Origin of the sequence: Pseudonocardia endophytica (genome assembly GCF_004339565.1) — a bacterium.
GTDB classification, from domain to species: Bacteria; Actinomycetota; Actinomycetes; order Mycobacteriales; family Pseudonocardiaceae; genus Pseudonocardia; species Pseudonocardia endophytica.
In genome coordinates, this window is the sequence record NZ_SMFZ01000001.1 from 811,245 (window position 1) to 836,758 (window position 25,514).

A 25,514-nucleotide genomic window follows, 5' to 3' on the forward strand; every position below is an offset into this window, starting at 1 on the left:
TCAGGGTGCCGTCGGCTCCAGGTCGTAGGTCCTCGAACCCACGTGGATCAGGTCGACGGCGGCCACGAGACCGCCGTCGCCCCCACCCTGGTTGACGCCCGCGGCGATCGCCGAGACGCCGGGGTGCTCCCGCACGATCTGCGCGATCGTCCGGCGCTCACTGCTCGGGCAGCCGGCGCGGTAGGCGTCGAGACCGCCGTCCTGGCGGGTCACGCACCAGGTCCCGGACCCGGCGTCCTGCTTCGTCCACTCCTCGCCACCGCGGGACGGGACGAACGTCAGCAGGTACAGCTCCTGGGGCTGCAGCGTGCCGCCGTTGATGTCGACGGCGATCTGGAACGACGGCAGCGCGGTCGGGTCGTCCCCGGCCGCCGGGTCGCGGCGGGTCCAGTAGCTCGTGTCCGCGAACGTCCCGAGCGGCCCGGACAGCTCCCCCGTGATGAACTGGATCTTGTCCTCGTCCGACGGCGTGCTCAGCAGGAGGGCTCCCGTGCCGCCGCCGGGCGGGGCCCCGAGACGGTCGGAGAACTCGCGCGAACCCGCGCCGCGGTCGTAGGTGCCGGCGAACTGGCCGGAGTGCTCCGGAGTGACCACGGTCGTCCCCCCGCCGACCAGGTCCGCGGCGGACGCCCCGGTCGCACCGGCGACCAGCACCGTCACCACGGCCGCGAGGAGCCACCACCGCCCACTGTTCATGACCTGCCCAACGAGCGCGCCGCGCCCGGGATGCTGGTCCCGACGGTCACCGACGGTGCGCCGCGACCGCGTCGGCTCCCCGGTGGTCGCCGACGGCGTGCAGGCCCGCGATCACGCCGTCGACGTCGGCGGGAGGGCGGTTCTGGCTGAGCTTCGCCTTGGCCTGCACGCGCTCGATGGCGACCTCGACGCCGACGATCGCCCGCAGCTGCCCGGCGACGAACCTCTCCGGTGCGTCCTCCATGGTCCAACGGCCGCCCTCGTGCAGGTCGGTCAGGCGACGCACGACGTCGGCGGTCGCGTCGACGTCGTCGTGCACGGTGACCGTGCCGTGGACGTGCACGGTGACGTAGTTCCAGGTCGGGACGACGCGGCCGTGCTCGGCCTTCGACGCGTACCAGGTCGGGCTGATGTAGGAGTCCGGACCGCGGACGATCACCAGGGCGGTCTGCCCGTCCACCCGGGTCCAGTGGCCGTTGTTCCGGGCGAAGTGGCCGAGCAGCACGTTGCGTTCCCGGTCGCGGACGAACGGGAGGAGCGTGGCCTCCGGGCCGTCCTCCCCGATGGTGACCAGCTCGGCGGCACCGGGGTGGTCGAGCAGGGCGTCGACGGCGTCGTCGTCGAGGGCGAAGTGGGCGGGGACGTACACGCCATCCATTCTCCGACGACCGGTGGCCACCCGGAACGGCCGATCCGCGACGTGTTCCGGATGCCATTCGCGCGCCCCTGCCGGTCGATCCCCCGTGAGATGCTCCTCATCGCTCCGCCGGGCCGTCCGCAGAGCCACTGACGTCATCTCGCCCGGGCTCACGGAGCATCTGCTCGCGCAGCATGTCGGCGTGCCCGGCGTGGTGGGCGTACTCGCGCAGGCACTGCAGGTGGATCCACCGCAGCGTCATCGGGCCGAACCTGTGGCCGGTCACGACGTCGTCCAGCGCCAGCCCGGCGGCGATCTCCCGGGAGGCCGCACACGCCGTTCCGTGCGCCGCGCGGACCGTCTCGATCGTGTCGGTCTCGGCGAGCAGGAACGAGTCCTCGGAGGACTCCGGCATCCCGAACTCGGTGCGGGGCGTCCCGGCGACCGCCTCACCGAACCACACGCGTTCGACGAACGTCAGGTGCGTGACCAGGCCGAGCACGGTCGTGCGGGACGGGACCAGCCGTCGTCGCGCCTGATCGTCGGTGAGCCCGTCGAGCGAGGCACGTGCCCGCTCCCGGTACTCGTCGAGGAACGCCTCGAGCTGGGAGCGCTCGTCGGAGGTGAGGACGGCGAAGGACCCGGTCACGTGCGGAGCGTAGGGCGGACGAGCCGGTCTGTAAGCCGGATCCTGTTCCCGGACACCTCGCGGTGTTCCGTTCGGCGACCATCCATCTCGGCCTGCCGTCGCCGGCAGGCTCCAGCGGTCTACCCGCAGGCTCGGGCGGGCCGCCCTCGAACACCTGCGCAGCCGCGCTCTCGCACGGCCTCTTGACCTTGCTCCGGGTGGGGTTTACCGAGCCACCCCGGTCACCCGGGGTGCTGGTGGTCTCTTACACCACCGTTTCACCCTTACCCCCGGCTCGCGCCGGAGGCGGTCTGTTCTCTGTGGCACTGTCCCGCGGGTCTCCCCGGGTTGCCGTTGACAACCACCCTGCCCTGTGGAGTCCGGACTTTCCTCGGCGGAGCCCGGAGGCCCCGACGCGGCCGCCCGACCGACTCGTCCGCAGACCGGAGTCTAGCGACCCCGGCGCACGGCTCCCACCACGGCCATGATCACCAGCCGCGGAGCGGAACGGTTGCTGGGCGAACGGCTCGCTCCACGACGGTCGATCATCGACGCCGGCGGGTGCCCGATCCAGGGGCCTCGTCGGCAGTCCCGCGGCGGGCCCGGGACGGCCGCGGCGCGGCGTGATCGGGGTCTGGGGAGGAGTCCGGCCAGGAGCGGCCGGATCGCTCCGGAGTGGCCGATCATGAACGGGACGGGCTGTGCACCTCCACAACGGCGTCCGCCACCGCTCGTTGACGCGACACCGTGACGCTTCTCATACTCGGTGCTCAGCTGCGCCGGGGGGCGGGGTCGTCGTACGGCGTTGTCGCGCAGCGTCTGCCGGTGTACCGGCGATCGTCCGATGACTCGATGAGGAGCGTCCATGACCGACGTGATGAGCACCGCCGTGCCCCCGGGCCGTCTCGGTGACCCGGCGATGAGCCTCGGCACCGACCCGAGGGCCGATCCGCGCATGATGGCCGTGTTCTCGCAGCTCGGGCTCGACGCGCTCGCCGAGGCCGACCCGGTCGACCTGTCCGTCGGGATCGACCAGCTCCGCGCCATGATCACGGAGATCGAGGTCGGGTTCGAGGGCCTGTTCACGGTTCTCGCCGAGAACGCCCCGCGCCCGGACGGCGTGACGTCCGAGGTCCGCACGATCGACGGGCCGGACGGCAACCAGATCGCGCTGCACATCCACCGCCCGACCGGCGTCGACGGCCCGCTCCCCTGCATCTACCAGGTGCACGGCGGCGGCATGGTCATGCTGTCCACCGAGGGCCCGATCTACCGCAACTGGCGCGACGAGCTCGCCGCGGGCGGGGCGGTCGTCGTCGGCGTGCAGTACCGCAACGGTGCCGGTGCGCTGGGCTCGCACCCGTTCCCGGCCGGCATCAACGACTGCGCCGCCGGCCTGCGCTGGGTCTCCGACCACCGTGACGAGCTCGGCGTCACGAACATCGTCGTGACCGGTGACTCGGGTGGCGCGAACCTGGCGTGCGCGCTGGCGATCAAGGCCAAGCGGGAGGGCTGGCTCGAGATCATCTCGGGCGTCTACGCGATGTCGCCGTTCGTGTACGGCGACTGGGCGAACGTGCCCGCCGACCTGCGCTCGCTCGTCGAGAACGACGGCTACTGGCTGAACCGCCAGCTGTTCCCGCTGATCACGAAGGTCTACGACCCGGACGGCGCCAACGCCGACGACGCGACGGCGTGGCCCTCCAAGGCGACCGACGCCGACCTGCAGGGACTCCCGCCGCACATCATCACGGTCAACGAGTGCGACCCCCTGCGCGACGAGGGTCTCGACTACCACCGGAAGCTGTCCCGGGCCGGCGTGCAGTCGCTCGGGCGGGTCAACGCGGGGCTCTGCCACGTCGGGGAGATCCTGTTCCGGGCCGCGATGCCGGACGTCTACGCGGCGGCCGTCCGCGACGTGACCGGGTTCGCCCGCGCGCTGGCCTGATCCGGGCGCCGTAGGGTCGCGGCGTGATCGACACGTCGCGGCCGGGGGCGCTGGTGTTCCTGCTCGTCGCCGGTCTGCTCGCGGGCGCGGTGAACGCGGTCGCGGGCGGCGGGTCGCTGCTGGTGTTCCCGGCGCTGCTGGCGGTGGGGTTCCCGCCGCTGGCAGCGAACGTGACGAACTCCGTCGCGCAGTGGCCCGGCTACGTCGGGCAGGTGATCGGCAACCGCAGGGAGTTGCCGGGCCAGGGCCGCCGGATCCTGCTGACGTCGATCGTCGCCGTGCTCGGCGCCGGCGTCGGGGCCGGGTTGCTGCTCGTCCTTCCCGGCCAGGTCTTCGACGCGATCGTGCCCGTCCTGGTCATCCTGGCCAGCCTCACGATGGCGATCGGGCCGTGGCTCAAGCGGACGATCGGCAATCCGGAGAACGCCGCACGGGACCGGACGGGCCCGCTGCTCGTCGCGATGTTCCTGGCGGCGGTCTACGGCGGCTACTTCGGCGGCGCGCTCGGCGTCATCCTGATCTCCACGCTGAGCCTGTTCGCGCACGACGAGCTGCGACGGCTGAACGCGCTCAAGGGCGTGCTGTCGGTGGTCGTCGCGTCCGTGACGGTCGTCGTGTTCGCGATCAGCGCGCCGGTGGACTGGCTGGCGGTCGCGCTGCTGGCTCCGACGACGCTGATCGGCGGCCTGCTCGGCGCGCAGGTCGCGCGGCGGATGCCGGAGAACGTGCTGCGCTGGGCCGTGGTGCTGCTCGGCCTCGCGGTCGGTGTCTACCTCTTCCTGACATGATCTCGCTCCTCGGCGCCGTCGCGCTCCTGGCGGCGGTGCTGGTCGCGGTGACGGTGCGGCCGTTCGGCCTGCCGGAGGTGCTGGTCGCCGTGCCTGCCGCGGCGATCGCGGTGGCGACCGGGCTGCTGACCGTGGACGACGCGTGGACGCAGGTCCGCGAGCTCGGCCCGACCGTCGGGTTCCTCGCCGCGATCCTGCTGCTCGGGCATCTCGCCGACGCCGAGGGCGTGTTCACGTGGCTCGGAGCCCGGTTGGCGACGGCGTCGCACTCCCGCCCGCGACGACTGCTCGGCCTCGTGTTCGCGGCCGCGGCGGGGACGACGGCCGTGCTCAGCCTGGACGCGACCGTCGTGCTCCTGACGCCGGTGGTGCTCGCGACGGCGACCCGCCTCCGGCTCCCGGCCCGCCCGCACAGCTACGCCTGCGCGCACCTGTCGAACTCCGCGTCCGGGCTGCTGCCGGTGTCCAACCTGACGAACCTGCTCGTGTTCTCCGCGTCCGGGCTGACGTTCCTCGGGTTCGCCGGGCTGATGGCCCTGCCGTGGGTGGCCGTGATCGCCGTCGAGTACCTGGTGCTGCGGCGGTTCTTCGCGTCCGACCTGCGCGTCGAGCCGTCCGATCCCCCGCCGGTCCCCCTGGCCGAACCCGCGGTCCCGCGGTTCGCGCTCGTCGTGCTGGCCGCGACGCTGGCCGGGTTCGGGGCGTCGTCCGGGCTCGGGGTCGAACCGGTCTGGGTCGCGGCGGTCGGCGCGGCCGTCCTGGCCGTGCGCGCGCTCGTTCGACGCAGGAGTGGACCGGTCGCGCTCGTGCGCGCGGCGTCGCCAGGGTTCTGCCTGTTCGTGCTGGCGCTCGGGATCGTCGTGGCCGCGGTCAGCGCACGCGGGCTCGCCGACGGGCTGGGCGCGCTGCTGCCGTCCTCCACCTCGCTCGTGGCGCTGCTGACCACGGCCGGGATCGCCGCCGTGCTCGCGAACCTGGTGAACAACCTGCCCGCGACGCTCGCGCTGCTGGCCGCGCTCGGCCCGTCACCGCAGCCCGCACTGGTCCTGGCCGTGCTGCTCGGTGTGAACATCGGGCCGAACCTGACCTGGACCGGCTCGCTCGCGACGCTGCTGTGGCGCCGGGTCGCGACCGAGCGCGGCGAGGCACCGTCGCTGGGCCGGTTCGTGGCGCTGGGCGCGCTCACCGTTCCGCTCGGGCTGGCCGCGGCCACCGTCGCGCTGTGGTTCTCGCTGTACCTGGCCGGATGAGCGCAGCTCTCGCGCCCCGGGGCTGGACGAGAGCTCCGCTCGCGCATGCCCGCTGACCCGGACAGCCGACGTCGCACCCACCGGAGCGATGGGTGCGATGCCGGCCGGGGAACGTCGGGTCAGACCTCGTGCGCGCAGTCGTGGCCGAGGTCGGTGTCCGGGTCCAGCTCGCGCGGGGCGGCGCCGGTGCCGAGCGGGCGGGCCGAGCCGCGGCGCTGCTGGGGAAGACGCGCGATCGTCTTCATCTCGTGCGCCATGTCGTACGTGTAGTCGTGACCGTGTTCGCCCGCCATCGCCCGCTCCCCACAACGCCGATAGGACACGCACAGTGGTCGGGATGACCCGCACGGTGCCCATCGATCATCGCCTGGGCGGGGACGGCGGACAAGGAACGTCCACCGTCCGGAGCCGCAGCTCCCCGAACAGCGGAGAGGGAGATCGATTCAGAGGTAGCTGGTGTCGTTGACCAACCGCACGGACGATCCGCCGTCCGGGTAGAAGTCGGCCACGTTCGTCGACGCCAGGTCCAGGTGCAGACGGAACAGGATCGAGTCACCGGCACCGAGCGCGTCGCGCAGCACCATCTTGATCGGCGTCACGTGGCTGACGACGACGACCGTCTCGCCCGGGAACTCGGACACGATCCACTCCCGCTCGGCGGCGACCCGCTCCCCCACGGCACGGAAGCTCTCGCCGCCCGGCGGCGCGACGTCGGCGGAGCTGAGCCACGACGCGTGCAGCTCCGGGTCACGGTCGCGGGCCTCGGCGAACGTCAGACCCTCCCAGCCGCCGAAGTCGGTCTCGATCAGCCTGTCGCGCACCTGCAACGGCGCCTCGGTGATCTCCGCGACGGCGGCCGCGGTCTGTCGCGCCCGGCGCAGCGGCGAGGAGAGGATCACGGCCGGCTCGATCTCCTGGTGCTCCATCCGGGCACCGATCTCGCGGGCCGCCCGCGCCGCCTGGGTCTGGCCGAGCTCGGTCAGCTCGGGATCGCCGTGCCCGGAGTAGCGCCGGTGCACCGACAGCTCGGTCTGGCCGTGCCGCAACAGGATCAACCGGGTCGGACGCCCGGTCTGGCCGGTCCACGCCGTCGTCGCGGCGGCCGTCTCCTCGGCGGTCGCGTCCGGGTTCGCCACGGGCCCGACGACCGCCTGGGCGATCCGGCGCCCGCTCAGCGCCTCCGTCGACGCACCGGACGGGTCGGCCGTCTCGACCGCGCCGCCGACGGCCGACGGGCTGGACCCGCCGTCCATCGCCTTGTTCGCCAACGCGTCCGCCCGTGAGTTCTCCGCACGCGGGATCCACGCGAACCCGACGTCGTCGAACTCGGCGACCAGCTCACGCGCCTGCTCCGCGAGCGGCTGCAGCGACGGGTGCTTGACCTTCCAGCGCCCGCTCATCTGCTCGACGACGAGCTTGGAGTCCATCCGGACGTCGACCTCGGTGGCGTCGAGCTCGCCCGCGGCCTCCAGGCCGGCGATCAGGCCGCGGTACTCCGCGACGTTGTTCGTGGCCGTGCCGATGCCGTCGAACACCTCGGCGAGGACGGTCTCGCCCGACGCGTCCAGCACGACGGCGCCGTACCCGGCCGGGCCGGGGTTGCCGCGCGATCCCCCGTCCGCCTCGACGATCAGCTTCACCTGGCACGCACCAGGATCGCGCCGCACTCCTCGCAGTGCACGACCTCCTCGGCGTCGAGCCCGCGGATGCGCGACAGGAACGTGCGGTCGAGCTCGAGACGGCATGCGCCGCAGCGCGATCCGTCCAGCGCGCCGGCCGCGACCCGGCCCTTGCCGCGCAGGCGCTCGTAGTCGGCCAGGAGGTCGTCGGGCAGCGCTCCGACGGCGGTGGTGCGATCGCGGTCCCGGCCGGCCTGGGCGGCGTCGAGATCGGCGACGGCGGAGTCGCGGCGCTCGGTCACGGCCGTCAGGGACTTCTCGGCCTCGGACAGCGTGGCCCGCGCGTGGTCGAGCTCGCCGCCGACGGCCTCCCGCTCCTCCATGATCTCGAGCTGCTCGTCCTCCAGCACGCCCTGGCGACGGGCCAGCGTGTCCAGCTCGTGCTGCAGCTCGGTCGCCTGCTTGGCGCCGACGCCGGAGCCGGCCAGCAGGCCCTTGTCCTTCTCGGTGCGGGCCCGCACGCCCTCGACGTCACGCTCGATCCGGGCGATGTCGCGGTCGAGGTCGCCCGCGCGGGTCTCGGCGCGCACGACGGCGTCCTTCGCCTCCTGCACGGCCGACTCCGCCGACTCCAGCTCGGCGTGCTCGGACAGCGTGCGCCGCTGGTGGTTCAGCCGGCCGATCTCGGCGTCGATCCCGGCCAGCTCCAGCGTCCCGGCCTGCGCCTTCGGGTCGGCTCTCATCGGGGCGGCCTCCGGGTCTCGGGATGGGTGGCTGCGGTCGTCCACGGATCGGTGCGGGTCCGGGAGACGCGGACCTCGACGCTACCGCCCAGCGCCGCCGTCAGTACCTCGGAGGCCTGCACACACCACGGCCACTCGGACGCCCAGTGCGCGACGTCGACCAGTGCGGGTGTCGCGGCGTTCGGCCCGGTCCCGGCCAGCACGTGTTCGGACGCCGGGTGGTGCCGCAGGTCGGCCGTCACGTAGGCGTCCACACCGGACGCGACGGCGGCCCCGAGCGCCGAGTCCCCCGCCCCTCCCTGTACGGCGACGCGGCGGATCTCCCGCTCCGGGTCGCCTGCGCCGCGCACGCCCCACGCGGTGGCCGGGAGCGCGGCCGCCACCCGGTCGGTGAAGCGGGCGAACGACTCGGGCTCCGGAAGCGACCCGATCCGCCCCAGCCCGTGCGACGACGGGATGGCGGCCATCTCCAGCAGGTCGAACGCAGGCTCCTCGTACGGGTGGGCGGCCCGCAGTGCCTCGACGACGGCGCGTCGGCGTCCCCTCGGCAGCACCATCTCCAGCCGGGTCTCGGCGACCCGCTCCAGCTTCCCGACCTGCCCGATCGCCGGGTTCGCGCCGGCGTGCGGCAGGAACTGCCCGGTGCCGGCGGTGGCGAACGAGCAGTGGCTGTAGTCGCCGATCTCGCCGGCGCCCGCCGCGGACAGCGCCTCGTGCACGGCTCCGATCGCGGGCCCCACCGGCACGAACGTGACGATCTTGTCCAGCGCCGGGCCCGGGGCGGGCGACAACGGGCCTTCCACCGTGATGCCGATCGCGTCGGCGAGCGCGTCCGAGACGCCGGGGTCGGCGGAGTCGGCGTTCGTGTGCGCCGTGAACAGACCGGCGCCGCCGCGGATCAGCCGGTGCAGCAGCGCGCCCTTGGGCGTGTCCGCCCCGACGCCGTGCACGCCGCGCAGCAGCAGCGGGTGGTGCGTGACGAGCAGATCCGCTCCGATCTGCAGCGCCTCGTCGACGGTCTCCACGACCGGGTCGACCGCGAACAGCACGGTCGAGACCGGCTCGTCCGGGTCACCGCAGACGAGCCCGACGGCGTCCCAGCTCTCGGCCAGTCCGGGCGGGTAGGCGGTCTCGAGCGCCGCGACGACGTCGCGCAGGCTCGCCACAGTGCTCAATGCCGGCTCGCAAGCTCGCCGGATGCGCCGACCAGCGAGCACAGGGCGTCGTCGAGCGCGGCCGCGAGCACACGGGCCGTCTCCGGTGGGCGCACGGCGACCCGGACGTGGTCCGCGCCGAGCCCGGGGAACGTGTCCGCACGCCGGACCGCGATCCCACGCTCGCGCAGCCGGGCCCTGACCAGTTCCCCGGTCCCGTCCGGCAGGTGCAGCAACAGGTACGGCGCGACGCCCTGCTGCACCTCAACGCCCTCGATCGCGGACAGCGCCGCGGACTGGGACACCCGGTTGCCCGCCATCTCCCGTGCCCGCTGGTCGCCTGCGGACACCGCGTCCGGCTCGCAGCAGGCGACGATCGCCTCCAGCGCGAGCGACGACACCGGCCAGTGCGGGCGCGGTGCGGCCAGCCGTTCCAGCAACACCGGGTCGCCGAGTGCGTAGCCGGCCCGCAGACCGGCCAGCGCCCACGTCTTGGTCAGCGAGCGCAGCACGAGAAGCCCTGGCACCGTCGGGTCGCCGGCCAGTGACTCGGGCTCGCCGGGCACGGCGTCGGCGAACGCCTCGTCGACGACGAGCACGCGTCCGGGTCGGGCCAGCTCCCGCAGCGACGCGGCCGGGTGCAGCACGCCGGTCGGGTTCGTCGGGTTGCCGATCACGACGAGGTCGGCGTCGGCGGGGACGGCCGACGGGTCGAGCCGGTGGCCGTGGGCCGGGTCGGTGAGCACGCGCGTCACGGCGACTCCCGCCTCGCGCAACGCGGCCTCCGGCTCGGTGAAACCCGGGTGCACGACGACCGCGTGGCGCGGCCCGAGCGCCGGGAGCAGCGCGAACCCCTCCGCTGCCCCGGCCAGCGGGAGCACCTGTTCCGGCGGGCGACCGTGCCGCTCCCCGACGGTCGCGCGGGCACGGTCCTCGAGCACGGCGCCGGGGTAGCGACCCAGCTCGTCGATCGCGAGGACGAGCCGGTCGCGCAACCAGGCCGGCGGGCCGTCTCCCTGGACGTTCACGGCGAAGTCGATCAGGCCCGGTTCGGCGTCGAGGTCACCGTGATGATGCAGGTCGTGCCCGGTGGGCGGTTCGGACGCCATCGGGCCACCCTACGGCGGGCGGATCGTGCCGCCCGGACCCGTGTCGGCGAGGCATCCGACCACGTGGTCGACTAACCTCGAGCGGTGGATGTGGGCGTACCCGAGGCGAGGACCATGCTGTCCGAGCTGCTGCGTCGCGTCGAGAGCATCACCGCAGCCGGCTGACGCGCTGGCGGGATGCGAGTTCCCCGTGTCGATCCCGTCCTCCGCCGACGACTACGGTGGCGTCGTGCATGTCTGTTTCGTCTGCACCGGAAACATCTGTCGCTCCCCCATCGCCGAGAAGATCCTCGTCGCGGAGCTGGCCGACGCCGGGTTGTCCGATCGGGTGCGCGTGACCAGTGCCGGGACGGGCGCGTGGCACGTCGGCCAGCCGATGGACGAGCGCTCCGCCGGGGTGCTCGCCGCGCACGGCTACGACACGACGCACGTCGCGCGCCAGGTCGACTCCGAGGCGCTCGGGGCGGACCTGATCGTCGCCCTCGACCACGGCCACCTCGACACGCTGCGCCGCACGGTCCCCGAGCCGGAGCGGGTCCGACTGCTGCGCTCGTTCGACCCGGAGGCGGGCGAGGACGACGAGGTGCCCGACCCGTACTACGGAGGACCGGACGGGTTCACCGAGGTCGTCGACATGGTCCGATCCGCGATGCCGGGACTCGTGGAGTACGTGCGGGACACCGCGTGACCGGTGGTGCCGCCGAGACGGTCGAGCGGCTGCTCGGCGTCGGTGTGCATCGCGTGTCCGGCAGGTCCCCGGCGCGGGTCGAGCTCGACGACGGCCGCACCGTCGTCGCGAAGAACGGGGCCGCAGACCCCGGTTCGGTCCCGGCCGAGGCCGCCGGGCTGCGCTGGCTCGCCGTACCCGACGGACCGCCGGTCCCGGACGTCCTCGCCGACCACGACGAGTGGCTGGTGACGACTCTGGTCCCGTCCGGTAGCCCGTCCTCGGACGCGGCCGCTGACCTGGGCCGGCGGTTGGCCGCCCTGCACGCGAACGGCGCCGACGCGTTCGGCTCCGCTCCACCGGGTGGACCGGAGCTCGCGTGGATCGGTCGCGCCCGGATGCGCAACGTCCCGACCGACCGGACGTGGGCCGAGTGGTACGCGACCGACCGGATCGAGCCGTACGTCCGCGCCGCAGGCGGGCAGCTCGACACCGCCGTGTTCGACGACGTCATGAACCGGCTCCCGGAGCTGGCCGGCCCCGACGAGCCACCCGCCCGGCTGCACGGTGATCTCTGGTCCGGCAACGTGCTGTGGTCGCCGGACGGGGCGTGGCTGGTCGACCCGGCCGCGCACGGCGGGCACCGCGAGACCGACCTGGCCATGCTCGACCTGTTCGGCCTCCCGCACCTCGCGACCGTGCTCGCCGCCTACGACGAGACCGCCCCGCTCGCCGACGGATGGCGCACCCGCGTCCCGCTGCACCAGCTGTTCCCGCTCCTGGTGCACACCGTCCTGTTCGGAGGCGGCTACGCCGGGCAGGCCGACGCCGCGGCCCGCGCCGCCCTCCGCACCTGACCACCTCGCGCGTGGCCCGCAACCCGAGCCGCATGATCGGGCACTTCGGAGCTCTCCGGCCGTGCGTGGCCGGAGAGCTCCGCACTCGCCGATCACCGGGTGTCGCCAGGACGGACGGAGCTCGTTCAGAACGCCCCGTGCTTGCCCCGCAGCGGGAACGCCGAGTGCCCGTGGTCGCCCAGCTTCGCGCCGAGGACCTGGTGGAGCTGGATGTTGTCCATGTCGAACCCGAGCCGGGACGCGGCCATGTAGAGGCGCCACACCCGCGCCCGTCCGACCCCGACCTCGGCGACGGCGGACTCCCAGTGCCGCTCCAGGTTCGCGCCCCAGTCGCGCAGCGTCAGCGCGTAGTGCTCGCGCAGGTTCTCCTCGTGCCGGATCTCGAAGCCGGCGTCGTTCATCTCGGAGACCAGCAGGCCGATCGGCTCCAGCTCGCCGTCCGGGAACACGTACCGGGTGATGAACGGGTCGGTGTGCCGCTTGCGCTCCTTGTACGGCTTGGTGATGCAGTGGTTCAGCATCCGACCCTCGGGACGGAGCTTCGCGTACATCGCCGAGAAGTACGAGGACAGGTTGGAGCTGCCGATGTGTTCGGTGAGCCCGATCGAGCTGACCGCGTCGTAGGTGCCGTCCGGCACGTCGCGGTAGTCCAGGTGCCGGACCTCGGCCAGGTGCCCGAGCCCGCGGCGTTCGATCTCGGCCTGCGCCCATGCCGCCTGCTCGGCGGACAACGTCACGCCCAGCGCCGTCACACCGTGCTCGGCGGCCGCGTGCATGACCATGCCGCCCCAGCCGCAGCCGACGTCGAGGAGCTTCATGCCGGACGTCAGGTCCAGCTTCTGCGACACCAGCTCGTACTTGTTCTTCTGGGCCTCCTCCAGCGTCGCGTCCGGACGCGGGTAGCAGGCGCAGGTGTAGGTCATCGACGGACCCAGCACCCACTCGTAGAAGCGGTTCGAGACGTCGTAGTGGTGCGAGATCGCCGACGAGTCGCGTCGCTTCGAGTGCAGCAGCCCGCGCGGACGCGCCTCCAGGTCCGGCGGCGGCACGCGGTGCTCACGCCAGTACGGCAGCAGCTTGCGCGCCAGCCGCACCTGCTCGAGGCGCGGGATGGAGTGCAGCGTGACCTCGGCCAGCGCCCGCAGCGCCGTGTAGAGGTCGCCGTCGACATCGATCTCCTCGGTGACGTACGCGCGGGCCAGGCCCAGTGACCCCGGCGCCGACGCCAGCCGGGCCAGCGCCCGCGGCGACCTGACGTGCAGCGTGACGTCGGCGTCCTCGGGGCCGGTGACCGACCCGTCGAACGCCTCCACCCGCACCGGCGCCGACGCGCCCAACACCCCGGCCAGGATGCCGGCCACCGGCTCCGCCGACACGTGTGTCCGCTCGATCAACCCGGTCATCTTCTCGGGTCCCTTCCCTTCCGCTCCTAGCGTCGCGTCACCTTCGTGAACAGGTCGGGTGCCCGTCCCGCCGGGTCGTAACGCTGCTTGACCGCCCGATAGGCCGCGCCGTTGTAGCGCGACCAGAACTCCTCCTCGCCGTAGTGCACGGTCGAGTACAGCGACTTGTGGCCGTCGAGGGAGGCGACCAGCTCCTCGACGATCCGGTTGTGGGCCTCTGGATCGCCGGGCCGCTCGGGCACCGACGACCAGAAGCCGACGTTCACGTACAGCTCGCCCGGCTGCATCGGGTACAGCGGCCACGTCCGCTCCCCGCGCAGCCGGATCGGGCACAGCCACACCGGCTCGATCGGCACCTCGCGGTGGAACACCTCGAGGAACTCCGGCAGCCGCGCCACCGGGATCTCCACGTCCTGCACGACCATCTCCTCGCTGGGATGGCCGAACGCGTTCCGCACCCGGTTGCTGGCCTGGTACCGCTGGTCCAGCGCGACGAGCCGCCGGTACACATCGGACCGGCGCCTGCTGCGTGGCCAGGCGCGGCGGATCAGCGGCTGCTGCGCGCCGAACGCCCGCGAGCACCAGAACCAGTCGGTGTCCCAGCGCCAGATGTAGTCGTGCGTGGTCAGGTGGTCGACCGGGCGCCGCTGCAGGGAGCGGTAGAACACCTCCTGGCCCGTGTAGTCGGACACGCGGGCGCCGGGCATCGGCTCGTCGACGAACTCGCCGACGGTCAGGTACTGCTCGGACGGCGAGAACACGGTGCCGTCGAGGAACTCGACGTGATCGGGGCGGTCCAGGTCGGCGAGGTCGACGATCGCGTCGGTCGCCGCCTTCGCGTCCGGGTAGCGGTGGTGGGTCAGGCGCACGTACCGCCCGACCGGCATCAGCTCGATCACCAGCCGGACGACGTACCCGAGCGTGCCGTAGGAGTTCGGGAACGTGCGGAACAGGTCCGCATGCTCGCCCTCCGGCTGCGCCGTGACCAGCTCGCCCTCCGGCGTGAGCACGTCCATCTCGAGCACCGACTCGTGCGGCAGCCCGTGCCGGAACGACGTCGACTCGATGCCGAGCCCTGTCACCGCCCCGCCGAGCGTGATCGTCTTGAGCTGCGGCACCACGAGCGGCATCAGCCCGTGCCGCAGCGTCGCGTCCACGATGGTCTCGTAGGTGGCGACGCCCTGGACCTCGGCCGTCCGGGCGTCCGGGTCGACGCCGATCACACCGTCCAGTGCGGACGTGTCCAGACGGGTCGTGCCGGTCTGGCCCCGGTCCCGGTCGCCGAACCGGAACAGGTTCGACGTCCGTTTGCCCAGCTGGACGGACCCGGAACCGGCACGGGCCCTCCGTAGTGCGTCGACCGCCGCGTCGTGCGCGGCGCGGGGACCGGACGGGGCGAACGCGGTCATGATTGGGACGGTAGGCCGATATCGTTCGTGACGCTAACCCCTTCTTCGGAGGTCACGGAGTCGTGGCCGTCACACTCCCCGGACGACCGAACGGCCACCGCGCGGGTGTGCACGCACCGTGGTCTGCTCGGCCGCGAGGTCGGACGACCAGAACCCCCTGCAGAACGTCACGTTCCCGTCGAACGGCGGCACCGCCCACGGCTACCCGACGCTCCCCGGGTCGGGCTCGGTGCCGGGCGTCGACGCCGTCACGTCGCAGGCGGTCGGCGCCGTCGGCTTCTGCACCCTGAACGTCCTGCGCGACCACATCCACCGAGGACTCAGATCGGCAGCTTGTCCCGGACCAGGCTCGGGAGCGCCGGGACGCCGGTGCGCGGGCGGTAGGCCCGTGCCGCGGCGGTCAGGGCGGCGTGCTCGTCCTCGGCCAGCCGGATCTCTGCCGCGGCCGCGTTGCTCTCCACCTGCGCGACGCTGGACGCGCCAGGGATCGCGACGACGCCTGCGTGCGTGACCACCCAGGCGAGCGCGATCTGCGCCGGCGTCGCGTCGTGCCCGGTCGCCACCTCGCGCAGCAGGTCCAGCAGCGGCTTCGCCGCGTCCAGGTTCTCCGGCAGCCAGACGGCGGTCTGCCGCAGCGCGTTCGACGGGCGGTGCGACGCGTCGTAGCGCCCGGTCAGCAGACCCTGGGCCAGCGGGCTCCAGGCGAGCACGACGTGGCCGGTCTCCTGTGCCCAGGACACGAGCCCGTCCAACGGGTCCTGGTGCACGAGGCTGAACTGCACCTGGTTGGACAGCACCCGAGACCCGTACGCGCGCTCGGCGCCCTGCCAGCGCTCGAGCGAGTAGTTCGAGACTCCGACGTCGTCGACGAGCCCGACGTCGTGCAGCGCCCGCATGCCGCGCATCGTCGTCGGATCCTTGACCAGCGGGTTCGGCTGGTGCACCTGGTAGAGGTCGATCCGGCGCACGCCGAGCCGCTGTGCCGACGCGATCCCCCGCTGCTGCACGACCGGCGCCAGCGGCAGGACCGGGAGGATCTTCGTGGCGACGACGACGTCGTCGGTCCCGCCGGAGGACGCGAGCGCCTCGCCGAGGATCCGCTCGCTGCGACCGAACCCGTACAGCTCGGCCGTGTCGAACACCGTGATGCCGAGCTCGCGGGCCCGGCGCACGATCGCCGCCGACTCGCCGGACGCGTAGGCGTCGCCGTAGCCCCACTCCCGGGACCCGAACTGCCACGTCCCGAGGCCGATCACCGAGTACTTCCGAGCCGTGTCCAGGCCGTCGACATAGCGCATGGACCCAGTGTGCCCGTGCGCGATCCGGCTACGCCGCCCCGGCGCCGTCGTCGGTCAGGTCGTCGAGGAACCGGTCCAGCTCGACCCACGTGGTGTCCCGTGCCCGACGACCGGTGAGGACGCCGAGGTGCCCACCGGGCGCCGTCGCGAACCGGACGTCCGGTGATCCGGTGAGCAGGCCGACGGCCTTGCGGACGGCCTTCAGCGGGGCGATCACGTCGTCCTTGCCGCCGACGACGAGCACCGGCACGTCCACGGCGGACAGCTCGATCCGGCGCCCGTCCAGGACCAGGCCCCCGCCCGCGAGGTCGTTGCTGCGCAACAGGAGATGGAACAGCTGGCCGAACACCCGGCCCGGGTAGCCGCGCATGTTGTTCATCAGGTGGTCGACGGCCTCGATCTGGGCGAGGCAGTCCCGGTCATCCAGGCGGGAGAGCACGGCCAGCGGCTTCGTGACGAGCTTGTCGACGGCCGTCAGATGGAACGCCCAGCTGACCATCGGCGCCGGGAAGCTGCCGATCGCCTTGTAGATCGACGACACGGCGCGGCCGCCGGTGATCTGCGCCAGCGGGCGGATCGGGGCCACCAGCGGCACGGCCGAGATGTCCACCGGCGTGGCGATCGCGCTGACCGAGCGGACCGGGAGCGGGTCGCCCGCCTGCGCCGCGGCGGCGACCGCGAGCAGCGTGAAGATCCCGCCGAGCGACCACGCGACGAGGTGCGCGTCCGCGCCCTCGTCGGCCGCCACCCGTCGCACCGCACGGGGCACGACGTCGTCGACCCAGTCCTCGATCCCGAGCGTGCGCTCGGTGAACGTCATCGGGCCGTAGTCGACGAGGTAGACGGTCCGCCCGGCGAGCAGCAGGTGTTCGACGAGCGAGCAGCCGCGACGCAGGTCGTAGGCGAAGTCCGGAGCGCCGAGCGGCGGCACCAGCAGCACCGGAGGGCCGTCGACCGGGTCGACCCCGGACAGCGGGCGGTAGCGGTAGAGGATCGCCGACGGCGAGCCGACTCTCGCCTCCCGCGGCATGCGGTGCAGATCCGCGACGTGGCCGGTCACGGTCTTGTCCCACACGTTCGCGGCGGCGTCGATCAGCTTCACGGGCGCACCCTACCGGCCCACGCGGGTCGATCACGGCCCTCGCGGCCACTCCAAGTTACCGGCCGGTATGTGACACTCCTCGCCATGCAGCGCGACATCTTCACCGACGAGCACGACGCGTTCCGGGACCTCTGCCGCACGTTCATGGCCAAGGAGGTCGTGCCCTTCCACGACGGGTGGGAGAAAGACGGTCAGGTCAGCCGCGAGGTGTGGAAGGCGGCCGGCGCGGCGGGCCTGCTCGGCACCGACGTCCCCGAGCAGTACGGCGGCGGTGGCGTGCAGGACTTCCGCTACAACGCCGTGCTCACCGAGGAGATCGTCGCCGCGGGCGCCAGCGGGCTCGGCTTCCCGCTGCAGAACGACGTCGTCGCCCCCTACCTGCTGCGACTGGCCACCGACGAGCAGAAACAGCGCTGGCTGCCCGGCTTCTGCTCCGGCGAGATCATCACGGCGATCGCCATGACCGAGCCCGGCACCGGCTCGGACCTGCAGGGCATCGCGACGACCGCGCGCCGCGACGGCGACGACTGGATCCTCAACGGCTCCAAGACGTTCATCACCAACGGGATCATGGCCGACCTGGTGATCGTCGTCGCGAAGACCGACCCTGACGCCGGGCACCAGGGCTTCTCGCTGCTCGTCGTCGAGCGCGGGATGGAGGGCTTCGAGCGCGGCCGCCGGCTGGAGAAGGTCGGGATGAAGGCCCAGGACACGGCCGAGCTGTCGTTCACGGACGTGCGCGTCCCGTCGTCGAACGTGCTCGGCGAGCTGGGCCAGGGCTTCATCTACCTGATGCAGAACCTGGCGCAGGAGCGGCTCTCGATCGCCGTCGGATCGACGGCGGGCGCGCAGGCCGCGCTGGACACGACGCTCGCGTACACCAAGGAGCGCACGGCGTTCGGCAAGCCGATCTCGAAGTTCCAGAACACCCGCTTCGAGCTGGCCGAGATGGACACCGAGATCACGATCGCCCGCGTGTTCACCGACCGCTGCATCCGCGAGCACGTCGAGGGCGAGCTGTCCGTCCCGGACGCCGCGAAGGCCAAGTGGTGGACCTCGGACCTGCAGAAGCGCGTCGTCGACCGCTGCGTGCAGCTGCACGGCGGTTACGGCTACATGCTGGAGTACCCGATCGCGAAGGCGTTCGTCGACTCCCGTGTGCAGGCCATCTACGGCGGCACCAACGAGATCATGAAGGAGATCGTCGGGCGCGCGCTGATCGGCTGACCCGCCTCCGGCGAACGGAGGGCGAACGGGTAGAACGGCCGGATGGCATTCCGGTTGCGGCCGAGTGAACGCGGCTTCTACCCGCTGTTCACGCAGGCGGCGGAGAACATCGTCGTGGCCGCGGACGAGCTGGCCAGGCTCGTCGACGCCGAGGCCCCCGACCGGCCGACCATCGCCAGGCGGGTGAAGGCGGCCGAGGACGAGGGCGACCGGCTCACCCACGAGATCCTCACGAAGCTGAACAGCGTGTTCGTCACGCCCTTCGACCGCGAGGACATCCACCGCCTCGCCTCGGCGCTCGACGACGTCTGCGACATGATCGAGGAGGCGGCCGACCGGATCGTGCTCTACCGGCTCGGCGACCTCCCGGCGGGCATCGCGGTCCAGGTCGACGTGCTGTGCCGCGCGGCCATCCGGACCGCCGCGGCCATGCCCGGGCTGGAGAAGGTCTCCGAGCTGCACCAGTTCACGATCGACGTGAACTCCCTGGAGGACGAGGGCGACGCGGCCTACCACGCGACGCTCGCCGGCATCCTCTCCCCGACCGAGCCGATCACCGACCCGGCCGCCGTGCTGGAGGCGATCAAGCTCAAGGAGGTCGTGGACACGCTCGAGGACGCCGCCGACGCGTTCGAGGCGGTCGCCAACACCGTCGAGTCGATCGCGGTCAAGGAGTCCTGAGGTGGTCCTGACCGCCGTCCTGGTCGTGATCGCGGTCGCGCTCGTGTTCGACTACACGAACGGCTTCCACGACGCCGCGAACGCGATCGCAACCTCGGTCTCCACCCGGGCGCTCTCCCCGCGGGCCGCGCTGCTCATGGCCGCCGTGATGAACCTGGTCGGCGCGTTCCTCGGCACCGAGGTCGCGTCCACCGTCGGCAGCGGGATCATCGGCGCGCCGACCGGGATCTCCGGTCTCGTCGTCGTGCTCGCGGCGCTGATCGGCGCGATCGGCTGGAACCTGGTCACGTGGTGGTTCGGGCTGCCGTCCTCGTCGTCGCACGCGCTGATCGGCGGCCTGGTCGGCGCCGCGCTGGCCTCCGCCGGCACCGTGCAGTGGTCCGGGGTGGTCGAGAAGGTGATCGTGCCGATGGTCGTCTCGCCGATCGTCGGGTTCCTACTGGCGGGCGCCGTGATGATCGCGCTGCTGTGGCTGTTCCGCCGAGGGCGCCCGTCGCGGCTCAACCGCGGCTTCCGACACGCCCAGACCGTCTCGGCCGCCGCGATGGCGCTCGGGCACGGGCTGCAGGACGCGCAGAAGACGATGGGCGTGATCGTGCTGGCACTCGTGGTCGGCGGCTACCACCAGGGTTTCGACGTGCCGTGGTGGGTGATCCTGCTGTCCGCCGGTGCCCTGTCGGCCGGCACGTACTCCGGCGGCTGGCGGATCATGCGCACGCTCGGGCGCCGGATCATCGACCTCGACCCGCCGCGCGGGTTCGCTGCCGAGCTGACCGCGTCGGCCGTGCTCTACACGACCGCGTTCGCGTTCGCCGCGCCGATCTCGACGACCCAGACGATCACCGCGTCGATCCTCGGTGTCGGCGCGACGAAGCGGATCTCCGCCGTGCGGTGGGGCGTGGCCGGCAACATCGCCGTCGCCTGGGTCCTCACGATCCCGGCCGCGGCGGCGTTCGCGGCCGTTGCCTTCTGGGTGATCCACCCGTTGGTGGGCTGACGCGCGACGCAGGAAACCGCGTGCCGTTCCGGAGAACGCGCGCCGGTGCGGAGAGCGCGCGCCGGGACGCGTGCGAACTCCTGGGAGGAGCGCGCACACCGGATCACCGCGCACGGGTGCGCTGACCGGGTCGGCGTCAGGCCCTCCGGCCCCCCACCGGTACGACGAGGGGGGTGCCGGTGATCGGGTCCGGGATCACCTGCGCGCGAAGGCCGAACACGTCGGCGAGCAACGACTCGGTGATCACGTCCGTCGGGTCCCCCGCCGCGATGATCCGGCCGGCGCGCATCGCGATCAGGCAGTCCGAGTAGCGCGCGGCCAGGTTCAGGTCGTGCAGCACCATCACGACCGTGCGGCCGGCCTCGGTGTTCAGCCTGCAGACGAGCTCCAGCACGTCGACCTGGTGGGCCAGGTCGAGGAACGTGGTCGGCTCGTCGAGCAGCAGCAGGTCGGTCTCCTGGGCCAGCGCCATCGAGATCCACGCCCGCTGGCGCTGCCCGCCGGACAGCTGGTCCACCGGCCGCTCGGCGAGGTCCCCGATGCCGGTCCAGTCCAACGCCTCGGCCACGGCGTCCTCGTCGTCCGAGGACCACTGCCGGTACCAGGCCTGGTGCGGGTGGCGGCCGCGGGCGACCAGGTCGCCGACGGTCAGCCCCTCCGGTGCCGTCGGCGCCTGCGGGAGGATGCCGAGCTCCTTGGCCACCTGGCGGGTCGGGGTCTTGTCGATCCGCTTGCCGTCCAGCAGTACCTGACCCGCCTGCGGCGCCAGCAGCCGGCCCAGCGCGCGCAGCACGGTGGACTTGCCGCACCCGTTCGGGCCGATCACCGCGGTCACCGCGCCGGGCAGCACGTCGAGGTCGAGCCCGTCCACGACGACGTGCGAGCCGTACCCGAGCCGCACTCCCTCCGCGCGCAGACGGACCTGTGCCGGGTCCGGCGCCCGGACGCGCCCGGCGGGGGCGTCGGCGTTGACGTCGGCGGGCTCGACGTCGGGGATGCTGGTCACTGGCGGGCCTCCCGGCGGTAACGGGCGAGCAGGTAGAGCAGGTACGGGGCGCCGAGCACGGACGTGACGATGCCGACCGGCATCTCGGCACCGGGCAGCGCGGTGCGCGCGATCAGGTCGGCGACGACGGTCAGCGCGGCGCCGATCATGGCCGACGTCGCGATCGGCGGAGTGGGCGTGCGGCACAGCCGCTGCGCGATCTGCGGGCAGACCAGCGCGACGAACGCGATCGGCCCGGCCGCGGCCGTCGCCACCGACGCCAGACCGACGGCCACGAGCAGCAGCGCGGTGCGCCCGCCGTCGACCCGGATGCCGAGCCCGCGGGCGGTGTCGTCGCCGTACTGCAGCCCGCCGAGCAGGTGCGCCAGTGCCAGCGCCGCGGGCAGGAGCACGACGAGCGCGATCGCCACCGGGACGACCTCGTCCCAGCCCCGCGCGTTGAGGCTGCCGTTCAGCCACACCTGCGCCTGCGCCGCCTGGTAGATCTGCGCGACGGTCAGCAGCCAGTTGACGGCGGCGATCAGCACGGCGTTGACGCCGATGCCGATCAGCACGAGGCGGTAGCCCTGGATGCCCTGCCGCCAGGCCAGCACGTAGATCAGGGTCGCGGTGACGAGCCCGCCGGCGAGTGCGGACAGCGGCACCCCGACCGCGGCGAACGTCCCGCCGACGGCGCTCACGCCGCCGCCGAGCACGATCACGAACACGGCGGCCGCACTGGCACCCCACTGGATGCCGATGATGTCCGGGCTGGCCAGCGGGTTGCGGGCGATCGCCTGCAGGATCGCACCGGACACGGCGAGCGCGGCGCCGACCAGCGCCCCGGTCAGCGACCGCGGCAGCCGCAGCTCCAGCACGACGAACTGCTGGGCGCGGCTCCCGGCACCGACCAGTGTGGACAGCACGTCCTGGATCGGGATCGGGAAGTCGCCGCGGCCCAGGTTCAGCGCGGCGGCCAGCACGAGCACGACGGCCGCGCCCACGAGCACGGCGAGCGTGCGGGGCCGCCGGACGCCGGACATGCCGCGGAACCGCCACGGCGCGCGGCCGGCGACGCGCGGGGTGGCGACGGAGGTCCGCTCCTCCTGGAGGGTCATATCTCGCTCAGCTTCCGACGCCGGACCAGTGCGATGAAGAACGGCGCCCCGAGCAACGCGACGACGACGCCCACCTGGAGCTCGCCGGGCCGGGCCAGCACGCGCCCGAGCACGTCGGCGGCCAGCAGCAGCACGGCGCCCGCCAGCGCGGACGCCGGCAGCAGCCAGCGATGATCCGGGCCGGTGAACGCGCGCACCACGTGCGGGACGACCAGGCCGACGAACAGGATCGGCCCGCAGGCCGCCGTCGCGGCACCGGCCAGCAGCGTGATCGCCAGGATGCCGAGGAAGCGCGTGCGGGCGACCGAGTGCCCGAGCGAGCGGGCGACGTCCTCACCGAGCGACAGCGCGTTCAGCGCGGGCGCCAGCGCGAGCGCCAGCACCGCCCCGATCACGATGAACCAGACGACCTGCCCGGCCACCGACGCGTCCCGGCCGGCGAGCGCGCCGACGTTCCAGAACCGGTAGGCGTCGAGCGTGTCGGAGTCGGACAGCACGACCGACGACGTCAGCGCCCCCAGCAGGAAGGACACCGCGGCCCCGGCGAGGGCCAGTGTCACCGGCGTCGCGCCCGCACGGCCGCGTGAGCCGATCGAGAACACGATCACGCTGGCCACCAGCGCCCCGGCGAACGCGAACCACACGTAGCCGAACAGGCTGGTGATCCCGAAGACGAAGATGCCGAGCACGACGAAGAACGCTGCTCCCGCGTTGACGCCGAGCAGTCCCGGGTCGCCGAGCGGGTTGCGGGTGAAGCCCTGCACCAGTGCCCCGGCCAGGCCGAGCGCCATGCCGACGAGCGCACCGAGGATCGTGCGCGGGATCCGCAGGGACTGGACGACGATGTCGTTCTCGGTGCCGGTCGGGCTCGTCAGGGCACCCCACACCTCGCCGATCGGGATCACCTTGGTCCCGATCGCGATGCTGGCCAGCACGGCCAGCACGAGCGCGCCGAACAGCGCGAGCAGCCCGAGCAGCCGCCGACGACGCAGCGGGTGCCGATGGCGGGCGCCGCCCGGTTGCTCCGGCGTCCGGGACGCCGGGCCGACGGTCGCGGTCACGTCAGCCTCTCCCCCTGTCGTGGTTGGTGGTGCTCACCATAAGTGAGGCAACCCTGTCGTGGCACCGGGCCCGTCGGAGATCCTCGGCGCACCACCTGGTGGGATCGGGCGATGGAGGACGACGAGATCGCGCGTCGGTACGCCTGGCCGGAGACGGACCGCCCGTGGGTGCGGGCGGTCATGGTGAGCTCGCTGGACGGCGCCGTCGAGGCGGGCGGACGCTCCGCGGGCGTCGCGACCGCGGCCGACCGGCGGGTCTTCGTCCGCCTGCGGCGCTCGGCCGATGTCGTGCTCGTCGGGGCGGGCACGGTGCGCGCCGAGGACTACCGGGGCGTCCGGGCCGGCGCCGACGCCGTCGCGCCACCGATCGCCGTGGTGAGCGGATCGGCCGCGCTGGACCCGTCGTCGCGCCTGTTCTCCGACACCCGGACGCCGCCGATCGTGCTGACCACGGCCGCGGCGCCACGCTCCCGGCGCGACGCGATCGCGGCGGCCGGGGGCGACGTCGTCGTCCTGGACGACCTGGGAGCCGCATCGCTGCTGGGTGAGCTCGGGCGACGGGGCCTGCGACGGGTGGCCTGCGAGGGCGGGCCGCGACTGCTCGGGTCCCTGCTCGACGACGACGCCGTGGACGAGCTGTGCCTGACGCTCAGCCCGGTGCTGGTCGGCGGGACCGCAGGTCGGATCGCGGTGTCGGACGCCCCGACGACGCGGGTCATGACGGTGGCGAGCCTGGTCGAGGAGGACGGCACGCTGCTGCTCCGGTACGTGCGCGAGTCCGGTGCGAGTGGCATCACACCACCGAACGGGTGATCATGCGTGAGGAATCGGCGGCTCGTGGCATCTCACGTGTGTAGGTCCGCGAAACACGACGGAGAAGGAGCGGAACGTCATGACCGCCAGCACTCCCAGCACCACCCCGGCCACCCCGGCGCACGGCGGCGGCTCGCCGGCCCGCCTCGGCGACGAGACCACGCAGGGCCGCACGACGATCGCCGCATCGGTCGTCCAGAAGATCTCCGGCATCGCCGCCCGCGAGGTCTCCGGCGTCTACTCGATGGGCAGCGGCGCGTCCCGCGCGTTCGGCGCGATCCGTGAGCGGATCCCCGGCGGCAGCTCCAGCGGTGCCGGCAGCGTCGCCGGCGTCGCGGTCGAGGTCGGCGAGAAGCAGGCCGCGATCGACCTGGACGTCGTCGTCGAGTACGGCGCTTCCATCGTGGAGCTCGCGCGTGCCGTGCGCCGCAACGTGATCGGTGCCGTCGAGCGGATGACCGGGCTCGAGGTCATCGAGGTCAACATCTCGGTCAACGACATCCACTTCGCCGAGGACGACGACCCGGCCGAGGAGACCCCCGCGCCGGCCGCCGCCGCCCGGGTCGAGTGACCGGCACGATCTCCACCGACCCGGCCGTGCTCGCCGAGCTGGTCGCGGACGCCGTCACCGCACATCCGTCCGTGGCCCGGCTGGACGGCGGCACGTTCGGCACGGTGGCCACGTTCCTGCCGACCCGCAAGCTGGTCGGTGTGCACGTCGGCCGGCCGGGCGAGCCGGTCGAGATCGCCGTGGTGCTCCGGCTGGACCGCCCGATCCCGGACACCGTCGCGTCACTGCGCACGTCGGTACGGGCGCTGTGCGACGGCTCACCGGTGGATGTCACCGTGTCCGACATCGAGCTGCCGGGAGACCCCGATCCGGACGACGCCGACACCCCGCCCGGGAAGGCGGGGGTACGGCGCCCGGTCGGTGTCACCCCGGGAACGTCGGTCGAGATCGGGCCCTGAGGGGGCCGGCCACGGGACACGGGAACGGGTGAACGCGGATGGACGAGCAGGTCACCGGCGCACTGACCGACGAGCAGCGCGCGGCGTACCGCTCGTTCGTCCGTACCCACCACCCCGACCGCGGCGGCGACCCCGCCGTGTTCGTGGCCGGGCTGCAGCACTACCGCGAGCTGGCCCGCACCGGCCGGAAGGCCGACGGGCCCGCCGCACCCGACCGCTACGACGCACCGATCCACATCGTCCGCGACCTGCCCCTCCCGACCCGGGTGGCGGTCGCGCTGATCCGCACCATCCGCCGCAAGCGCCGCACGCGCGTGGACCGGCCCACCTGAACTTCCTCCGAGGCATCGAGGAG

General features: G+C 73.0%; 27 protein-coding genes and 1 other RNA gene. 12 read left to right on the forward strand and 16 right to left on the reverse strand.

Features of this window, described 5'->3' with window-relative positions:
- The 4 genes from EV378_RS03350 to rnpB all read right to left on the reverse strand — a co-directional run bounded on the left by EV378_RS03350 (position 1) and on the right by rnpB (position 2,396).
- On the reverse strand, positions 1 to 696 hold the full coding sequence (locus EV378_RS03350) for a hypothetical protein (protein ID WP_132421269.1): 696 nt from the start codon (positions 694 to 696) through the stop codon (positions 1 to 3).
- A 46-nt stretch (positions 697 to 742) separates the two neighbouring features.
- Positions 743 to 1,345: an FMN-binding negative transcriptional regulator gene (locus tag EV378_RS03355; protein WP_132421270.1), complete on the reverse strand. Its 603-nt coding sequence runs from the start codon at positions 1,343 to 1,345 to the stop codon at positions 743 to 745.
- Positions 1,346 to 1,451: 106 nt separating this feature from the next.
- A complete protein-coding gene (locus tag EV378_RS03360) occupies positions 1,452 to 1,982 on the reverse strand; it encodes a DinB family protein (RefSeq protein WP_132421271.1) in 531 nt (176 codons plus the stop codon).
- Positions 1,983 to 1,997: 15 nt separating this feature from the next.
- An RNA gene (rnpB, locus tag EV378_RS03365) (RNase P RNA component class A) lies at positions 1,998 to 2,396 on the reverse strand.
- A gap of 430 nt (positions 2,397 to 2,826) precedes the next feature.
- On the opposite strand from rnpB, the gene EV378_RS03370 reads away from it, so the two are divergent.
- The 3 genes from EV378_RS03370 to EV378_RS03380 are packed head-to-tail and all read left to right on the forward strand — an operon-like array spanning position 2,827 to position 5,947.
- Positions 2,827 to 3,909, forward strand: coding sequence for an alpha/beta hydrolase fold domain-containing protein (locus EV378_RS03370; RefSeq protein WP_243653251.1), 1,083 nt, complete (start codon positions 2,827 to 2,829; stop codon positions 3,907 to 3,909).
- A gap of 23 nt (positions 3,910 to 3,932) precedes the next feature.
- Entirely contained in the window at positions 3,933 to 4,697 is a 765-nt protein-coding gene (locus EV378_RS03375) for a sulfite exporter TauE/SafE family protein (protein ID WP_132421272.1), read from the forward strand.
- Positions 4,694 to 5,947 carry an SLC13 family permease gene (locus tag EV378_RS03380; protein ID WP_132421273.1) on the forward strand — a complete coding sequence of 418 codons (1,254 nt, stop codon included), beginning with the start codon at positions 4,694 to 4,696 and terminating at the stop codon, positions 5,945 to 5,947. The genes EV378_RS03375 and EV378_RS03380 overlap by 4 nt, the downstream gene beginning before the upstream one ends.
- 119 nt (positions 5,948 to 6,066) lie before the next feature.
- Here the strand turns inward: EV378_RS03380 and EV378_RS35190 are convergent, their stop codons facing one another.
- The 5 genes from EV378_RS35190 to cobC form a co-directional block, all read right to left on the reverse strand.
- Positions 6,067 to 6,240: a hypothetical protein gene (locus EV378_RS35190; RefSeq protein ID WP_165922124.1), complete on the reverse strand. Its 174-nt coding sequence runs from the start codon at positions 6,238 to 6,240 to the stop codon at positions 6,067 to 6,069.
- Between the two features lie 150 nt (positions 6,241 to 6,390).
- Positions 6,391 to 7,581: a bifunctional RNase H/acid phosphatase gene (locus tag EV378_RS03385; RefSeq protein WP_243653560.1), complete on the reverse strand. Its 1,191-nt coding sequence runs from the start codon at positions 7,579 to 7,581 to the stop codon at positions 6,391 to 6,393.
- Positions 7,582 to 7,583: 2 nt separating this feature from the next.
- The gene (locus tag EV378_RS03390; RefSeq protein WP_132421275.1) at positions 7,584 to 8,309 is read right to left on the reverse strand and encodes a zinc ribbon domain-containing protein; all 726 of its coding nucleotides are present in this window, start codon (positions 8,307 to 8,309) and stop codon (positions 7,584 to 7,586) included.
- Complete coding sequence (locus EV378_RS03395; protein ID WP_132427332.1) at positions 8,306 to 9,475, reverse strand: Nif3-like dinuclear metal center hexameric protein; 1,170 nt, start codon at positions 9,473 to 9,475, stop codon at positions 8,306 to 8,308. The genes EV378_RS03390 and EV378_RS03395 overlap by 4 nt, the downstream gene beginning before the upstream one ends.
- A 5-nt stretch (positions 9,476 to 9,480) precedes the next feature.
- Positions 9,481 to 10,572, reverse strand: a complete 1,092-nt coding sequence (cobC, locus tag EV378_RS03400) for an Rv2231c family histidinol phosphate aminotransferase CobC (protein ID WP_132421276.1) — start codon at positions 10,570 to 10,572, stop codon at positions 9,481 to 9,483.
- 190 nt (positions 10,573 to 10,762) lie between these two features.
- Here cobC and EV378_RS35790 point away from each other — a divergent pair, with 190 nt between their 5' ends.
- Both EV378_RS35790 and EV378_RS35795 read left to right on the forward strand, forming a co-directional pair.
- Positions 10,763 to 11,260, forward strand: coding sequence for a low molecular weight protein-tyrosine-phosphatase (locus EV378_RS35790; RefSeq protein ID WP_279389589.1), 498 nt, complete (start codon positions 10,763 to 10,765; stop codon positions 11,258 to 11,260).
- A complete protein-coding gene (locus EV378_RS35795; protein WP_207908561.1) occupies positions 11,257 to 12,096 on the forward strand; it encodes a fructosamine kinase family protein in 840 nt (279 codons plus the stop codon). Before EV378_RS35790 ends, EV378_RS35795 begins: the two co-directional genes overlap by 4 nt.
- Positions 12,097 to 12,221: 125 nt before the next feature.
- Here the strand turns inward: EV378_RS35795 and EV378_RS03410 are convergent, their stop codons facing one another.
- The 4 genes from EV378_RS03410 to EV378_RS03430 all read right to left on the reverse strand — a co-directional run bounded on the left by EV378_RS03410 (position 12,222) and on the right by EV378_RS03430 (position 17,308).
- Positions 12,222 to 13,499 carry an SAM-dependent methyltransferase gene (locus EV378_RS03410; protein ID WP_132421278.1) on the reverse strand — a complete coding sequence of 426 codons (1,278 nt, stop codon included), beginning with the start codon at positions 13,497 to 13,499 and terminating at the stop codon, positions 12,222 to 12,224.
- A gap of 26 nt (positions 13,500 to 13,525) precedes the next feature.
- The gene (locus tag EV378_RS03415; RefSeq protein WP_132421279.1) at positions 13,526 to 14,908 is read right to left on the reverse strand and encodes an FAD-binding oxidoreductase; all 1,383 of its coding nucleotides are present in this window, start codon (positions 14,906 to 14,908) and stop codon (positions 13,526 to 13,528) included.
- 320 nt (positions 14,909 to 15,228) lie between these two features.
- A complete protein-coding gene (locus tag EV378_RS03425) occupies positions 15,229 to 16,206 on the reverse strand; it encodes an aldo/keto reductase (RefSeq protein ID WP_132421280.1) in 978 nt (325 codons plus the stop codon).
- A 28-nt stretch (positions 16,207 to 16,234) separates the two neighbouring features.
- On the reverse strand, positions 16,235 to 17,308 hold the full coding sequence (locus EV378_RS03430) for an alpha/beta fold hydrolase (protein WP_132421281.1): 1,074 nt from the start codon (positions 17,306 to 17,308) through the stop codon (positions 16,235 to 16,237).
- 84 nt (positions 17,309 to 17,392) lie between these two features.
- Here EV378_RS03430 and EV378_RS03435 point away from each other — a divergent pair, with 84 nt between their 5' ends.
- Genes EV378_RS03435 through EV378_RS03445 form a run of 3 tightly spaced genes read left to right on the forward strand, consistent with a single transcriptional unit; the run spans position 17,393 to position 20,213 of the window.
- The gene (locus EV378_RS03435; RefSeq protein ID WP_132421282.1) at positions 17,393 to 18,535 is read left to right on the forward strand and encodes an acyl-CoA dehydrogenase family protein; all 1,143 of its coding nucleotides are present in this window, start codon (positions 17,393 to 17,395) and stop codon (positions 18,533 to 18,535) included.
- Positions 18,536 to 18,577: 42 nt separating this feature from the next.
- Entirely contained in the window at positions 18,578 to 19,216 is a 639-nt protein-coding gene (locus EV378_RS03440) for a DUF47 domain-containing protein (RefSeq protein WP_132421283.1), read from the forward strand.
- 1 nt (position 19,217) lies between these two features.
- On the forward strand, positions 19,218 to 20,213 hold the full coding sequence (locus EV378_RS03445; protein ID WP_132421284.1) for an inorganic phosphate transporter: 996 nt from the start codon (positions 19,218 to 19,220) through the stop codon (positions 20,211 to 20,213).
- 136 nt (positions 20,214 to 20,349) lie between these two features.
- On the opposite strand, the gene EV378_RS03450 is transcribed toward EV378_RS03445, so the two are convergent.
- The 3 genes from EV378_RS03450 to EV378_RS03460 form a co-directional block, all read right to left on the reverse strand.
- On the reverse strand, positions 20,350 to 21,129 hold the full coding sequence (locus EV378_RS03450) for an ABC transporter ATP-binding protein (RefSeq protein ID WP_243653563.1): 780 nt from the start codon (positions 21,127 to 21,129) through the stop codon (positions 20,350 to 20,352).
- Positions 21,130 to 21,215: 86 nt separating this feature from the next.
- On the reverse strand, positions 21,216 to 22,316 hold the full coding sequence (locus EV378_RS03455; protein ID WP_132421285.1) for a FecCD family ABC transporter permease: 1,101 nt from the start codon (positions 22,314 to 22,316) through the stop codon (positions 21,216 to 21,218).
- Positions 22,313 to 23,377 carry a FecCD family ABC transporter permease gene (locus EV378_RS03460; protein ID WP_132421286.1) on the reverse strand — a complete coding sequence of 355 codons (1,065 nt, stop codon included), beginning with the start codon at positions 23,375 to 23,377 and terminating at the stop codon, positions 22,313 to 22,315. Before EV378_RS03460 ends, EV378_RS03455 begins: the two co-directional genes overlap by 4 nt.
- A 111-nt stretch (positions 23,378 to 23,488) precedes the next feature.
- Between EV378_RS03460 and EV378_RS03465 the strand changes: the two genes are divergently transcribed.
- The 4 genes from EV378_RS03465 (at position 23,489) to EV378_RS03480 (ending at position 25,491) form a co-directional block, all read left to right on the forward strand.
- Positions 23,489 to 24,190: a pyrimidine reductase family protein gene (locus tag EV378_RS03465; protein ID WP_132421287.1), complete on the forward strand. Its 702-nt coding sequence runs from the start codon at positions 23,489 to 23,491 to the stop codon at positions 24,188 to 24,190.
- Positions 24,191 to 24,269: 79 nt separating this feature from the next.
- Complete coding sequence (locus EV378_RS03470) at positions 24,270 to 24,761, forward strand: Asp23/Gls24 family envelope stress response protein (protein ID WP_132421288.1); 492 nt, start codon at positions 24,270 to 24,272, stop codon at positions 24,759 to 24,761.
- Positions 24,758 to 25,159 carry a hypothetical protein gene (locus EV378_RS03475; protein ID WP_207908562.1) on the forward strand — a complete coding sequence of 134 codons (402 nt, stop codon included), beginning with the start codon at positions 24,758 to 24,760 and terminating at the stop codon, positions 25,157 to 25,159. Before EV378_RS03470 ends, EV378_RS03475 begins: the two co-directional genes overlap by 4 nt.
- A 38-nt stretch (positions 25,160 to 25,197) precedes the next feature.
- A complete protein-coding gene (locus EV378_RS03480) occupies positions 25,198 to 25,491 on the forward strand; it encodes a hypothetical protein (RefSeq protein ID WP_132421289.1) in 294 nt (97 codons plus the stop codon).
- Positions 25,492 to 25,514 lie beyond the last annotated feature (23 nt).